Source organism: Proteus genomosp. 6, assembly GCF_040139785.1.
In the GTDB taxonomy this organism is placed as follows: Bacteria; Pseudomonadota; Gammaproteobacteria; order Enterobacterales; family Enterobacteriaceae; genus Proteus.
Map to the genome: position 1 here is coordinate 69623 of NZ_JBEEVJ010000003.1, position 15066 is coordinate 84688.

The window sequence follows — 15066 nt, forward strand, 5'->3', positions numbered from 1 at the left end:
GCAATAAAAAGAAAACTTGCACAATATATAAATTAACATATTATTAAAAAGTATATTGATTATGGAGTTTACCATGACACAACGAGTTCAACCTGATTTATTAGATGCAATGAAATTGGCGGCTAATGAAGCGTCTAGCATGCTTAAGACGCTAGGAAATGGCGATCGCCTCTTATTATTGTGTCAGCTAAGTCAGGGCGAAAAAAGTGTGAGTGAATTAGAAGAGAGTTTAGGTATCCGTCAACCGACACTTTCTCAACAGCTAACCGTTTTGCGCAATGAAGGGTTAGTGAATACTCGTCGTGATGGAAAACGTATCTTTTATTCTATTGCTGATGAAAAAGTTCTCGTACTACTCAATACGCTTTATCAGCTTTATTGCCCTATAGCAGGTTAATTTATGAATATAGATTGGGTTCACTTTACGCCTTTAAGTGCGGCAATTGGTGGGCTTATGATAGGTGCTGCGGCCGCCATTTTACTGTTATTTAATGGCCGTATTGCAGGAATAAGCGGGATTTTGGGTGGGGTTTTATCAACAAAACAGCAAGGTAATGGCTGGCGTTGGGCATTTTTACTAGGCATGCTAATCGCACCTACACTGTTTTATTTTTTTGATAAACCCTTATCGCCAGTAATTGAAACGTCACCTTGGATGTTAATTATTGCCGGAGTGCTGGTGGGAGCAGGTACACGTTTAGGCAGTGGTTGCACAAGTGGTCATGGTATTTGCGGATTAGCACGATTATCGCGTCGTTCTATTGTTGCTGTGTTAGTGTTTATGGCAACGGCATTTATTACCGTTTATATTCAGCGTCATGTGATAGGAGGCTAAGAAAATGACTAAGTTTGTTGCTTTTCTTTGTGGTCTTCTATTCAGTGCAGGATTGATTGTTGGTGGAATGAGCAATCCGCAAAAAATTCTAGGTTTTCTGGATATCACAGGAAACTGGGACCCTTCTTTATTGATAATCATGGGAGCAGGACTGGTTGTCAGCGTGATAGGTTACCAATTAACACGGCGTAGACAACAAAGTGTATTAGCATGCCCTTTAAATATCCCAACCAATAAAGTGATTGATAAACCCTTAGTGTTAGGTAGTGCGTTATTTGGTCTTGGTTGGGGATTAGCTGGAATTTGTCCAGGTCCTAGCTTGGTATTAGCAGGTGCTGGGTTTTATCAAGGTATTTTGTTTGTCCTTGCCATGATTGTAGGTTGGCTGTTTGTTGGGCTTTTTCGTAAAGCGCAATAATAGCAGTTTGCTCTCATCATTTTAGAGAAAACGTTAAACGGGAAGCCAGTGCTTCCCGTTTGTGTATTTTATACATTGAACGTTATTTAAAGTCAGCATAAGGAATAAGAGGGTTTGGCGGTAAATCTAAATCACCGTTCCAACCATCAAATGAATAACGCAAGTACATTAATGCATGGCTTGGGGTATAGTTTTTGGCTTGTTGAATATCAATAGCTGCACCAATAAACCAATGCGGCGTAATACGATGTTCAACTAATGCTCTGGCGGTATAACCAAAGCCATTGCCAGAATCTCCTTCATCAACCGCATCACGCTCTTGATAATAAAGTCTCATTATTTCTTCTCGATCTTCGGGGCTAAGTTCATTCATATAGCGATTAAATTTATCGAGAGAAACGAGATTTTGTAAAGGATAACGCTTTCTGTCATCTGTTTGGGAGTAAGACCAAGAAAGAGAGCCTGATAATTCCCAAGACCAATTTTCAGTACGTTCACGATAAATAATTGGGAGTCCTAAAGAGACATATTTTTGAGGGCTATAATAACCACCTTGACCTAAAGTGTACCCGCTTAAGTCTTTATCATAATGCCAAAGCATAGTACTTAACCCAACAGAAACGCGGCGGTTGTTCTCATTGATAAGTTTATAATAGTAGCCTCCCATTCCTCGGACACTGCTATTATCTTCAACATTTTTACCTGTCAATTTATCAACAGAAACCTCGCCCCAATAACCATCTTTCCCACCTAAATCATAACTTCCGCTTAAACGAATACCGGTTCTTCTTACACCCCCCCATATTTGGTTAGTCCAAATATCTCGTTGGCCACCAAAAGCAAGCATAGAGCTATTAACAGGGCGGCGGTGAATATCAAGTGTCCAGCCCACATTAAAAAGATCATGACTATAGGCGATTTTACCGGCCCAATCAGTCACTTCAAAACCTAAAGGTGTGGTACCAAGATCCCATTGCCATTGACCATTTTCCCAGCCAATTGCAGGGCTAACACCAAAGGATTTTTGTTCTAGCGGGAAACAACCCGTGCGGTAACAAGTTCCAAATTTTGAATCATATGGTGATGTACCCAGTTTGCCACTATTAAGATTAACTAAGTCTGCACGCCAGAAGAAACGCCCATCATAAACAGGGTGATCAAGTTGTAACATTGTGGTGTGGGCGCGTAGTTTTGAATAACCTTCGCTACCACTAGAGCCCCAATAATCATGCTCAAGCGTAAATCGCCACTCTTGTTGGCGATAAAGCGCGTCAGCATCCGCGCGTAAACTCCGAGATAGCCAATTATCTTTTTCGTCATTACGCATTAATGTGGTGTACTCAATATTATCTTTTGGCAACCTATCTGTTATTCCATCCTTGATCATAGCTTGTTGATAATAATAGTGAGCTTGTTGGCGATGTTGCCCATCACGCTGAAAACGAGCAATATCGCGTAATACTAAAGGATCAGCACTGTCTGGCTCTGTTTCAATTTGTTGTGCCAAATAAGCAAAATAGTGTTGTGCTTTTTCTGTATTACCTACTTCTTTTTCAGCATTGGCAACGCGTCTAATTGAGTTGCTATTAAACAGGTTGGGAGAAAGCGTTTCTATTTTGGCAAGGTAGTATTTTGCCTGCATCTTTTTCCCTTGTTCTAAGGCGATATCCGTCGCACCTAATAATGCAGTTTCATTATTGGGTTCTAAATTCAGTGCAGTATGGTAATAACTTAAGGCCTGATCGAGGTTATTTCGTTCTTGAGCCCAGTTCGCTAATAACAAATAAGTCTGAATTTTTTGCTCTGGCGGAATATGAGCAAAAAGATAATCAACAGCTTGTTGTTCTTGTCCTTTCGCACGTAGAGACTCTGCATGTGCGACTATTTGACCAAAACGCAATCGACTATCTAACGCTTTCATGCTCTCACTGCGTTGAGATAAGGGGATCGTTTTTAGCGTATCAAGTGCTTGAGTTTCTCGTCCTGTTTTATTGAGATATAACGCATAAGCATAAAGGCGAGACGGATCATTAGGAAGACGACGATTAAGCTGATTAAAATACGCTTCAGCGACAGAGTCTTGCTGGGTAATTAATAAATCATCAGCAAGACGATAAATATTCCAAACATCATTAGGATAATCTTTAGCTATTGCCTTACGTTTTTCAATCGCACTGAGGTATTGCTCTTTATGTTCATCATCAGCCGCTAAATCTTGCCTTATACCAGAAATAATATAGCCATAATCTTCTGCTAAATTTTTATATTGTCTAGGTGTTAAGCCTGCAATAAATTGTTGCGCTTTTTCATGAGATTGTTGGCGATAAAGCTTTGCTAAACGATGTAGCGTTGCAGGGTGATTGGGTTGATATTTTAATGCCTGTAAATAATGGTTTTCGGCAACATCCCATTGCCGCTGTGCAACAGCAATATCACCTAAACCAAGATAAGGTTCACTTTCATAAGGGCTTAACTTATTAAGCTGATTAAAATAGCGTTCTGCTAATTCATAATCTTGCTTTAAGAGTGCGTCATCGCCTTTTGAAAGCAGATGCCAATATTGGTTAGCCTGCAACATAGATCGCCATTGACCACTATTATCATGGTTGGGCGCTAATTTCAGCGCTTGGGAAAGATAAAAAATAGCCGCACTGCGTTGATTAGCACGAGAATAACGGACACCTAAAGCACCAACAACATCAGCATTATCAGGTTGTTGTCGTGCTTTTTGTTTTAAGGTCGCAATAGGTAATGAGGTAACATCTATTTGCGGTTTTATTGTTGAAACTGGGCTTTTTACTGACTCTATGGCGTGTTGTTGTTGCTGGTAGAGGCTCGCTATTTTCGTATTTTGCGGATACTGACGATAAATATGATTGAGTCGTTCTATTTTATCATCGTGAGACGATTGCATAAGTACTTGAATATACTCGAGTGCTAAAGTCTCATCGGGAGGCATTCCTCGGTAAATTTCATCGTATAAATTTAACGCATCATCATAGCGGCCAGCTGTGCGGTAAAGCTGGGCTCGCTGTAATTTTTGCCGATTAACATCCGTTGTCAGTGATAACGTTTTGATTGCACGCTGATATTGCTCTGACTGTGGAAATTGAGTACCTAATTGGGTAAATAGCTGTTGTGCTTTTGCATTGTCCTTCTGTTTTACAGCAAACTGAATTTGCATTAACAAGATATTAGGATCATTGGCTTTAATTAACGCTAAACGATATAGCGATTGAGCCACTAAAACTTCATTTCCTGTGGATGTACCTAATCTCACTTGCTCTTGTAAAAAGGCTTCTGTTGCCTCTTCACTGGCTTGCGTGACAGGCAAAAAGCCTGTCAGCAAAAAGAGAGCAATAACAGAGTGGCGATGTGTGTGACCAAATTGCCACATAGCTTAGTCCTTAGTCGCTAAACGACGTTGGCTTCTTATTTTCATTGCTCGCCAAATAAGAAGAGAGACAAGAATAATGCCGACAATTGCCGCTAAACCAAGCCATATAGGGTGAGAAGCAAACACATACCAAACTTCTTCCCACCAAGGTAAATAACCGACGAAATAAGTATCTCCCACACGCAAGCTATTTACGCCAGACTCTCTGACCAATACTACTGAACCATGCATAGCATCACGCTTACCACTATCACTGATCGCCTCATTTAACAGTTTGTAACCTTGCGTACTATCGGCTAATAATGCGACAACGCTACGCTGTGAAAAGAATGGAGATTGGAAACCAATAATTGCCCCCATCGATCCTTTTGAGGTCAGCGAGATCCGGCTATCAGGACGTTTATCAGTCGGTTGATAACTTGTGTGGCTAAAGATACTGATTTCACGAGAAGGCAGAGTGATTTCACTACGTGCTTTATCAATCAGTACGTTCATCTGTTTATCATTATTTAATGCAGGTGGAATGGTTCCGATAAGTAGTAGATCAGCATCTCTTTTTTGCACTTCATCCAATGAACTGGTTAATGAAACATTGAGTGCCGGATAACCTGTTTGAGCACCTATATTCCCCATTGAAATTAATAGGGTAGATAATTGTGTTGGAGACGGTTGCTGATTAACAAAAATCAAGGTTTCTGACAGATCCGCATAACGGCTAAATGGGAAGCCTGCATGGCTGTAAACCCGTAAGTCAGGCAGTGCAATATAGTGTCGATAATCACCTGTAAAATTAAAGCTAGATAAATCATCAATAGCGACAGCATTTGGTACAGGTTGATAAGTAATACATTGATCTACTGAGCCCCCAGGAATGGGGTTGGTGTAATCAAAGGCAAATGTAATTTGGTTACGTTCACCCAGTTTTACGGCGGGTATATTCAATAAATTCTTATGCTCAATCCAGCCTTGAATAAGCGGTAAATAAGCGATGACAAGATTATCTTTTTTATCTTTCTCAAGAGGATAAGCTTTAATGAAATGGTCGTTTACTGAGATAGACATACGAGAATCATCTTGAAATGCAGGAGCGGTATAGCGATAACGCAATTGCATTTGTAATCCCGTATTATTAAACATAAATAGATCAGGCGGTAATGTCATATTTAATGTAATAGGATTTGGTTTTAATCCGCGAGATTGCAACTGGCCTTCATAGTCTTGTAGCGTATTAAAGTAGATAGGTTTATTTAACTGTACCCATTTTGGCGCATCATAAGGTTCACGCGGGATCAATTTTTCTACTTCATTAATTGTGACGATATTCCCTCTGAAGATAACTTGTCCACGGGCTATTCCGTTTACGGCAGTGATCAAATCGTTATCATCACGCCCCATAATAAGAAGTAACTTAATATAAGGATTGGTTGGATGCGTCAGCATTTCGATGGTTGGTTCTTTCACATCGGGATGCTGTTTTAAAAAGGCGGGTTTTTGTGTATTGGTTGCAAAAACAATGCTGTGTTGATTTGGCAAAGTATCATAATAAACAGGGTAATTTTGCTTACGCCAATCAACTTGAGTACCAAACCAAGAAGAGAGGATCGCTGCCGCTTTTTGTTGAGCTAAATTAGGTGACTGGCTGAAAACCATTGGCAGTGTTAATTCTCCAAAATCACGGCTATCAAAAAAGGGTTCAGGGAAGTGCGCTAACTCATTACCTAAACGGAGTGATTGAAAGGTCAGATTGAGTTGACTGCTTTTACTTACATCAAGCCAGAGTGTTGTATTTGCTTGGTTTTCACAAATTTCACGATAATGGCCAATAAAAGAGAGTTTTATATGGTTAAAATCTTGAATAAATAAAGGATCAATAGGTATCGTAATTTGGTTTTTCTTACCCAAATCTTCTGGTTTTAAGGTAATAACTCCCATTAATTCATCATTTAAATAGACATTAAGATGAGACTCTACAGGAAGTAGTGACGGAGACGGTGTAAATTCTAAATCAAGAGTGGCTTTGGAAACATATTCATCACTACGGACACCAAATTCTAAATAGCCATCAGGGCTAACACCCGTCAAATGGAGCGCGCCATAACTAGGTGCTGTCTCTGCAAATTTTAATATCTTCTGGCGAGCAGAAGGCGTGATATCTGTAGAAGGCAATTGTGTATTTCTAGGCTCTGCTTGAGAAATAACTTCAGGAGCTGCTTCAGTTATTGTAACGGGTGGCTCTGAAATAGTGGTTTGCGCTTCTTGCGTTTCATCTCCATGAACTGAAGAAGTGAGCATAAATAAGGCAAATATGAGAAAACGTTTTTTCATTATTGTTACCCATGATCTTATTGTTTATTAATAAATTCCCAGAAAACTGAGTTTTACCTTCAAGACTGATGAAATATTTGTGAAACATTAACGCGTTGAGGGAGTAACGATGAAAGCCATAGCAAAAAGAGACCGAGTAAGCGGAAAGTAGCGTAAATAAAGTAAGGAGCACGCTTTAACAAGGTGTTATAACCTTGCATACTGATAAAAATAATGTTCTTGAGACTGCTTAAAGGTCTGTCGGTTGGAAGTTCATTTTGCCAATCTGCCCAAGTATCGGCTCGCTCAAAAGTACAAGCAGTAAACTCGATAGCTTTTTGCGTTGTCATTTCAAGGAGTTGTAATCCAATAATTTGCCCATCAATACGTGAAATATTGGCTTTAAAGGCATGTTCACGCTGATTTTGACTGAGTAATAGTGTGATGCTTTCATTTGGAGATAGTGAAAGTTTGACATTGTCAGGCAATAAAATTGCACAGCTATTATCAGAAAAATCATAGAGATAACATCGGTAGAGAGAGCCATTATCTAACAGCAACATGGCAGGAACTTTAACGCGAACACGAGGAAAACGGCGCTGTTGCTTTGTTTCGACAGAAACTGCAATTGCAACACCGAGTAAGATAAGGTTATAACAAACCCATAATAAACACATGGTAACAGCCCATGCTTCATCGGGATCGCCCGTTGCTATGCGCCAAAAAGCAAACAAAATACCTAGCAAGTTCAAGTTGAGAAAGAGTAAGTAAGGGCGGTTAATTCGCCAATCGACAAAGCCTTCTTCCATCACGCCACCTTTGCCAGTCACGTTGAAAGTTCCTTTATGAGGAGAGATAAGGGTACTTAACACTGGACGAGTGGTGTACCACGCTAAAATCGTTTCATAAACCTCACCCCAAAATGAGTGGCGATAAGCGCCTTGTAACTTTGCACTGGCGAGTGAAATGTGGATCAAATACGGCACAACATAGAGAGCGATCGCAATCGCAGGTGCATAAATGATATAGGCATGGAAAATAAGAAACGTTAGTGGTGCGAGTAAGAAAATCATCCGTGGAATGCCAGAAAAAAAGTGCAACATGGCATTTAAGTAACAAAGACGTTGCGACACGCTTAGTCCTTTACCAAACAAGGGATTATCAAGACGGAATATTTGCACCATTCCTCTCGCCCATCGAATACGTTGACCTATATGTGCGGATAATGATTCTGTCGCTAAACCAGCGGCTTGTGGAATGCGAATATAAGCAGATCTCCAGCCATGACGGTGTAAGCGTAATGAGGTATGCGCATCTTCTGTAACAGTTTCAACGGCAATGCCACCAATCTCATCCAATGCAGTACGACGTAAAACTGCGCACGAGCCACAGAAAAACGCTGCATTCCAAGTGTCATTACCATCTTGAACCAACCCATAAAAGAGTGTGCCTTCATTGGGTGTTTCACGAAAGTTACCTAAATTACGTTCAAAAGGATCTGGGGAGAAAAAATGGTGAGGTGTTTGTACCAAAGCTATTTTTTCATCTTTTAAAAACCATCCCATTGTAAATTGTAGAAATGAACGTGTTGGAATATGGTCGCAGTCAAAGATGGCGACAAATTCACCAGAAGCAAGAGTTAAGGCATGATTGATATTACCTGCCTTAGCAAAATCATGTTTTTCTCGTGCGATATAACGAATACCAACTTCTTGAGCAAATGCTTTAAATTCAGGACGGGAGCCATCATCAAGCAGATAAATAGTGAGCTTATCTTTAGGCCAATCTAAATTTAAGCTGGCATAGATTGTGGGTTTAACAACTTGCAGATCTTCGTTATAGGTAGGAATGAAAATATCAACGCTTTGCCATTGTGTAATGTCTTCAGGCATAGAAACAGGTTTTCGATGCAGTGGCCAAATACATTGCATAAAACTAAGGAATAGCACACACCATGCGTAAGTTTCAGCCAGTAAAAGCAGTAAGCCACAAAATAGACTGAAATTATCAATCCAATAAAGGGTTGAATGATAACGCCACCATATGTATCGACATGCAATTGTCAGTGCCAACATAACCATTGCGATAGAAGAAAAACGCCCAGGAATATCGCGGATAGCTAAGGCAACTAGCCAAAGAACAATTACAAAAACGAACTGAAATGTAAGATCAAACGGTTGAGTGATACTGAGTAAAATAAAGAAAATGGCAAAAATAGCGATAATGGAATAGAGAGCATATTGCCAAAAAGGTGTGGTTTTTTCCTTATGTTCAATGATTTCAATCGCGATAGGAGAGACATGAACAAAGAGTTTTTTGTATGTTTTTCGAATATAGAAAATAAATTGTGTGGGTTTTTTAATCAGTAATTGCCCTACATAATGGCAAGCTAGCCAAATGCTTTGTAACAAATAGCGCAAGGGATCAAAAATTTTAGGGCAACGGGGATCAATATGAGGATATAGCTCTCGTTGTTTTCTGGCAATTTTCCGCCAAAAAGGGGATTCCATCCGTAAAAAAAACCACATAATGCCCATAAATAGCTCGCTAACAATAGCTGCGCTACGAGATGCACCGTTATGGCGATAAAACTTGTAGTAACGAATAAGAATATGTTGTGTCACATTCTTTTCGATTTTATTCGTAGCATCGTAAGATGATGGCATTATGACTGTCCTTCTTTCCTCTTAAATAACGAAAAACACCATTGAGCAAGTTGCGATATTTCTTCTACTAACATGCAATTAGCTCGGTAATCATATAAAGGTAAACGTGAGGCACAGGCCTCTAGTGAGGCTTCATCTCGATGAAGAACAACAGGGCATAATGGAAATGGTGTCGTTTGCCAAAATTGATAAAAATCTTGGTGAATTTGGCTGGTGGCACGAAATTGGTTAATTAATACATATTCATTTTCGATAAATGTGTGCTGGTTAAGGCGAATATGACAGTTGCTTTCTGCCATTGATACGGTAAAAAAAATATCCGCTTTTTCTATCCAAGACGCGAAAAGGGTGTCTTGCGTATGCTGTAAATCCATTAAAATAATGGCATCAGGGTGTAGCTGAATAAATGTCGTTAAAAAATGGGTAAGATGTTGTTTTGCTGAGAATGACAATTGTAAGAGCAAGTTATCCTTCATATTAACCAAACCAAAAGGTAACACTTGGTAGTGTGGTCGATAGTAAAAAATACTCTCCTCTATTGGCGTTTCTGCTAATAATGCCTGACTTAATGTGGTACTTTTTTGCTGTGCTGGAAAATAGAAAGACAAAATATTTTCTGTGCAATTATCAATAATCAGCACTTCTTTATTTTGTTGATTAAATTGCCGAGCAAGTGCAATTGCCGTGGATGTTGTACCCACTCCACCTCGGAGTCCTTTTAATACAATAAGTGGCATAGTTAGCCTCATTTAGTCATGTAATGAAATGCATTAAGTAATGGCCAGCGATAAATAAGCATATTATTTCCTTCTTCTTTATTAATATCCTGATAGTGATAGTTATTTAATGAAAATAATTTTTTTAGTTTATCAATGTCCTTATTTAGATTATTTTTTTCTATTTTCATATTTGAGTTAATAAAATTTTCATTTTTCATTTTAATAACCTCTGAATAAAATAGAAATAGATTTCTATCAAAATTAAAATCTTGATAAAATAGTGTCTGATTAATGATTTGTTCTGTTTAATTAAGGTTCTTATTTTAGAATAGGCTTTAAAATACATTATTTCAATTACGTAAAAACACATAAAATAGATATTTATTATCTTATTTCTATAAAAGATGGCTATTGGTTTTCTTTTTTATATTTATATTTTTAAAATTTATTTGTTAAATAATAACGGAAAGGGCTTAGCTACAAAGTAAAGTAAAAAAAAGAAATGTAGATTAGCTGTTTATAACAATATATTAAATTATTCAAATTCGATGATCATTATTGTATCTTGATCAGTATCATTTTTCATAGAAAAATCATTATATTATATTCTTTTATTGATTAGTTTTGTTTTTATATTGAGGCTCTTGTTTGTTTATTGATAAGTATGTTTATTAATTGTTATTTGGTGTTATTGATGTGTAATTTGTTTTGTGTTTGTTTCGAAATATAAAAATAAGATAACTCTGTGTTTCATTATTTAATGTAAATAAAGCATCATTTTTAAAAATAGGCGCTATTATATAAATAGAACGTTGAGTGTTTTATTTTTAAACTAATCTTAAATAATTTTTCTAGCATTAATTTTTCTTTTATATAAGAGACCGGTATTTTCTGGCGAGATTCTTTTTTTATTTAAGGGTTTTTACTTGGTTTTAAATAAATATTCTCTTATATGTTTATTTAGTAGTTAATTAAATATCAGAAGTGATAAAAAGACAGATGTGAGTAATCATATAACTGTCGAATTGGATTTATTTATACTAAAGAGTAGGAAATTAAAATGAACAAATCTAATACAACCCAGTTCAATTTTTTACATTACTGGCATGGGTTGGGTGCATGGAATTTCTATTTTTTACTAAAGTTTGTTTTGCTTTGGTATGGTTATTTAAATTTTGATGCTTTTAGCAATTTACTTTTTCTTGCCTTTTTATTGTTCCCATTACCAAAAAATATTTGGCATAAAATGCGCAATTGGGTCGCTATCCCAATAGGGATAATACTATTTTACCATGATACTTGGTTACCCAGCTTTTCAACGGTACTTGCCCAAGGTGGGCAACTTAAACAGTTTTCCGTTGATTACCTGGTTGAGTTAACTGTTAACTTTATCAATATCAAAATGATAGGTTTCGCCTTTGTTTTGTTAGTCGGTTACCTTTTTATTGAACAGTGGGTAAGGGTATCTGTTTTTATTATTGCAGGTGTATTGTGGCTAAATATTGGTGGGTTTACTCATATTTCTCAAGGTATGGTGCCTCCTGTTTCAGCGAATACTTTTGTGCAAGAAAGTAACATTAATACTGAAAAAAGCACTGCGGTCGTCAAAGCTCCTGAGGTGTTACCCGCATCAGTCGAACCTCAAGTCCTCCCTGAAGTTGTACCGACTAAAGAGGTAGAAAGTACATCAATTAATACTGTTTATCCACCACAAAAACAGAAGGTTAGTAATAAGGTATTGGATGATTGGCTCACACAATTTTATGGTTACGAGAAAAAACGTACAACACCATTTCCTGCGCAGTTAGCAACCAATGCTCAGCCTTTTGATATCTTGATTATTAATATTTGTTCACTTTCTACCGCTGATGCGGCGGTTGTTGGGCTACAAGAACACCCAATTTGGGGTAACTTTAATGTGTTATTTAGCCACTTTAACAGCGTATCTTCTTATAGTGGTCCTGCATCATTAAGATTATTACGTGCGAGTTGTGGTCAGACTCACCATTCTGATTTATACGATCCCGCAGATACGCAATGCTCGCTGATGGATAATTTATCATCGTTAGGATTTGCCAAGAAATTGGTACTCGACCATAACGGGAAGTTTGGTAATTACCTCAAAGAAGTTCAGCAACTCGGCAATCTTAATATCGCCTTACAAGATCAAGAAAATCTTTCTCATCAAATTACCGCATTTGATGGCACCAAAATTTACAACGATAAGGAAACATTACAACGTTGGTTGAAAGCGCGTGAACAGTCTAACGAAGACCGCACTGTGACCTTTGTGAACTTGGTATCACTACATGATGGCAACCGTTATGTAGGAGAAAATAGCACTGCTGATTATGGCAAGCGTGCCTCCACATTACTTGATAATTTAGATAGCTTTATGGATGAACTAGATAAAAAAGGAAGAAAAGTGATGGTGGTGATTGTGCCTGAGCATGGTGCGGCTTTACAAGGTGATAAGACGCAAATGTCAGGGTTAAGAGATATTCCAAGCCAAAGTATTACTACCGTACCTGTTGGTATTCGTTTCACTGGAATAAAAGAGCAAGCATCATTTAACCCTCCGGTGATTGTTGATGAACCAAGCAGCTATTTAGCTATCTCTGAGTTTATTTCTCGTAATGTGAATGGGGATGTTTTTAACCAATCTGCTATTGATTGGGATGCATTAGCCAGTGAACTTCCTCAAACTGCCAATGTTGCAGAAAACCAAGCTACGGTTGTGGTTGATTATCAAGGGCAGTCTTATATCAAGTTAAATGGAGGAGAGTGGATTAATTATCCTAACTAACTTTTTATCGCTTTTTATAAAAAAAGCGTTTCATCATAAATCTATGTTCTCGTTTTCTCTTATTGAGATCCCCGTATGATTGCGGGGTTTTTTATGGGTTTTATAAACAGAAGCCATAAAAAAACCACATCTATAAAGATGTGGTCTTATTTAAAATCAATAACATGATGTTATTGGCAAGAGACTTATTTTAAGCCTGCCGCTTCACGTAAGATTTCAGCTTTATCTGTTGCTTCCCAAGGGAATTCAGGACGACCAAAGTGACCGTAAGCAGCCGTTTTTTGGTAGATTGGGTGCAGTAAATCTAACATTTGAATTAATCCGTAAGGACGTAAGTCAAAGAATTCACGCACTAACAGGATCAGCTGTGCTGTTGGGACTTTTTCAGTACCAAATGTTTCTACCATAATGGATGTTGGCTCTGCCACACCGATTGCGTAAGAAACTTGGATTTCACAACGATCTGCTAAACCTGCTGCCACGATGTTTTTAGCAACGTAACGTGCAGCATAAGCTGCTGAACGGTCAACTTTCGATGGATCTTTACCAGAGAAAGCGCCACCGCCGTGACGAGCCATACCGCCGTAAGTATCGACAATGATTTTACGACCGGTTAAACCACAGTCACCCATTGGTCCACCGATAACAAAACGACCTGTTGGGTTGATGAAATATTTAGTTTGCTCATTTAACCATTCTGCTGGCAGAACAGGTTTAATGATCTCTTCCATCACAGCTTCATGCAGATCTTTTTGTGAAATATCTTCAGAATGCTGAGTTGATAATACAACTGCATCAATACCAACAACTTTATTGTTGTCATATTGGAAGGTAATTTGGCTTTTTGCATCAGGGCGTAACCAAGATAAAGTACCACTTTTGCGGACTTGTGCTTGGCGTTGAACTAAGCGATGAGCATAAGTAATTGGAGCAGGCATTAATACATCAGTTTCGTTGGTTGCATAACCAAACATTAAACCTTGGTCGCCAGCGCCTTGTTCTAATGGATTTGCACGGTCAACACCTTGGTTGATATCAGGAGATTGTTTACCAATCGCACTGATAACTGCGCAGGAATTAGCATCAAAGCCCATCTCGGAACTGGTATAGCCGATTTCACGAACAGTGTTACGTGTAATTTCTTCGATATCGACCCAAGCTTTGGTGGTAATTTCTCCGCCTACCATAACCATGCCTGTCTTAACGTAAGTTTCGCAGGCAACGCGTGCTTTTGGATCTTGTTCTAAAATTGCATCCAGAACGGCATCAGAAATTTGATCCGCGATTTTATCTGGATGACCTTCTGAGACTGATTCAGAAGTAAAAAGGTGTGTAGTCATTATATCTCGTTACCTTAATACAAACGGTTTAAGGATGGATGTTTTAACATCTAGACGTCCATTTTATGACTCTTCTCTCTTTAATTCCAGCTTTTTTTAATCAAATATAGGGATAAAGCAGAATCAAACAGTTAATCTTATTTTTTGTTGCCCGCTATTTTTGTGTTGAGAAAATAGGGAGTAGAGAAAAAAAAGTTTTTTGTACTTTTTGCTTTGCATTTTTAACTAAGTAAAGGTATAAACTCGCGGTTACTGTGAAATCTGAACACAGTGTAAACCGCAGGATTTCTGATCCTGTTTCTCTGTTAGGGAAATGGCTTACGGGTTTAAGCCATGTGTGGAGTGAATGGGTAATGTTCCATTGTCTACAGGTTAGTCTTTTCAAAAACCAAAACAGTACTCACCAATACTATACACGTAGTATATCTAGAGTAATTTCCTCTTTGAGCTCTTTCTCTTTAGAGCGAAGTTGTCTGTTACTTGCCAATAGGTGATTGTGTTAACTCGTTATAGGTTAACTCAAGAACTTTCTACTATTATGTCCTGCGTATAGCTGGATAATCATATAAAAATATATAGTG

The 15066-nt window shown here is 38.1% G+C and carries 10 protein-coding genes; 4 read left to right on the forward strand and 6 right to left on the reverse strand.

The window, feature by feature from the left end; genetic code table 11:
- Positions 1-73: 73 nt before the first annotated feature.
- Genes ABN212_RS04760 through ABN212_RS04770 form a run of 3 tightly spaced genes read left to right on the forward strand, consistent with a single transcriptional unit; the run spans position 74 to position 1253 of the window.
- A complete protein-coding gene (locus ABN212_RS04760) occupies positions 74-397 on the forward strand; it encodes an ArsR/SmtB family transcription factor (RefSeq protein ID WP_036912417.1) in 324 nt (107 codons plus the stop codon).
- 3 nt (positions 398-400) lie between these two features.
- Complete coding sequence (locus tag ABN212_RS04765; protein WP_109371192.1) at positions 401-835, forward strand: YeeE/YedE family protein; 435 nt, start codon at positions 401-403, stop codon at positions 833-835.
- Positions 836-839: 4 nt separating this feature from the next.
- On the forward strand, positions 840-1253 hold the full coding sequence (locus tag ABN212_RS04770) for a YeeE/YedE family protein (protein WP_198620917.1): 414 nt from the start codon (positions 840-842) through the stop codon (positions 1251-1253).
- A gap of 82 nt (positions 1254-1335) precedes the next feature.
- Here the strand turns inward: ABN212_RS04770 and bcsC are convergent, their stop codons facing one another.
- From bcsC to bcsR, 5 genes are read right to left on the reverse strand one after another with little or no spacing between them, the layout of a single operon-like run.
- Positions 1336-4650: a cellulose synthase complex outer membrane protein BcsC gene (gene bcsC / locus ABN212_RS04775; RefSeq protein WP_349442956.1), complete on the reverse strand. Its 3315-nt coding sequence runs from the start codon at positions 4648-4650 to the stop codon at positions 1336-1338.
- 3 nt (positions 4651-4653) lie between these two features.
- Complete coding sequence (gene bcsB, locus ABN212_RS04780) at positions 4654-6975, reverse strand: cellulose biosynthesis cyclic di-GMP-binding regulatory protein BcsB (RefSeq protein WP_349442957.1); 2322 nt, start codon at positions 6973-6975, stop codon at positions 4654-4656.
- Between the two features lie 59 nt (positions 6976-7034).
- Positions 7035-9620: a UDP-forming cellulose synthase catalytic subunit gene (bcsA, locus tag ABN212_RS04785; RefSeq protein ID WP_349442958.1), complete on the reverse strand. Its 2586-nt coding sequence runs from the start codon at positions 9618-9620 to the stop codon at positions 7035-7037.
- Positions 9620-10357, reverse strand: coding sequence for a cellulose synthase operon protein YhjQ/BcsQ (locus tag ABN212_RS04790; protein WP_196533366.1), 738 nt, complete (start codon positions 10355-10357; stop codon positions 9620-9622). The genes bcsA and ABN212_RS04790 overlap by 1 nt, the downstream gene beginning before the upstream one ends.
- An 8-nt stretch (positions 10358-10365) precedes the next feature.
- Complete coding sequence (gene bcsR / locus ABN212_RS04795; protein WP_109371180.1) at positions 10366-10557, reverse strand: cellulose biosynthesis protein BcsR; 192 nt, start codon at positions 10555-10557, stop codon at positions 10366-10368.
- An 842-nt stretch (positions 10558-11399) separates the two neighbouring features.
- Between bcsR and bcsG the strand changes: the two genes are divergently transcribed.
- On the forward strand, positions 11400-13145 hold the full coding sequence (gene bcsG / locus ABN212_RS04800) for a cellulose biosynthesis protein BcsG (RefSeq protein WP_349442959.1): 1746 nt from the start codon (positions 11400-11402) through the stop codon (positions 13143-13145).
- Between the two features lie 185 nt (positions 13146-13330).
- Here the strand turns inward: bcsG and metK are convergent, their stop codons facing one another.
- Positions 13331-14485, reverse strand: coding sequence for a methionine adenosyltransferase (gene metK, locus ABN212_RS04805; RefSeq protein ID WP_198620922.1), 1155 nt, complete (start codon positions 14483-14485; stop codon positions 13331-13333).
- Positions 14486-15066 lie beyond the last annotated feature (581 nt).

Bases quoted from the DNA above. Each gene is read 5' to 3' on its own strand.
- ABN212_RS04760 (WP_036912417.1), top strand. From the start codon at position 74: ATGACACAACGAGTTCAACCTGATTTATTAGATGCAATGAAATTGGCG.
- ABN212_RS04765 (WP_109371192.1), top strand. From the start codon at position 401: ATGAATATAGATTGGGTTCACTTTACGCCTTTAAGTGCGGCAATTGGT.
- ABN212_RS04770 (WP_198620917.1), top strand. From the start codon at position 840: ATGACTAAGTTTGTTGCTTTTCTTTGTGGTCTTCTATTCAGTGCAGGA.
- bcsC (WP_349442956.1), bottom strand. From the start codon at position 4,650: ATGTGGCAATTTGGTCACACACATCGCCACTCTGTTATTGCTCTCTTT.
- bcsB (WP_349442957.1), bottom strand. From the start codon at position 6,975: ATGAAAAAACGTTTTCTCATATTTGCCTTATTTATGCTCACTTCTTCA.
- bcsA (WP_349442958.1), bottom strand. From the start codon at position 9,620: ATGCCATCATCTTACGATGCTACGAATAAAATCGAAAAGAATGTGACA.
- ABN212_RS04790 (WP_196533366.1), bottom strand. From the start codon at position 10,357: ATGCCACTTATTGTATTAAAAGGACTCCGAGGTGGAGTGGGTACAACA.
- bcsR (WP_109371180.1), bottom strand. From the start codon at position 10,557: ATGAAAAATGAAAATTTTATTAACTCAAATATGAAAATAGAAAAAAAT.
- bcsG (WP_349442959.1), top strand. From the start codon at position 11,400: ATGAACAAATCTAATACAACCCAGTTCAATTTTTTACATTACTGGCAT.
- metK (WP_198620922.1), bottom strand. From the start codon at position 14,485: ATGACTACACACCTTTTTACTTCTGAATCAGTCTCAGAAGGTCATCCA.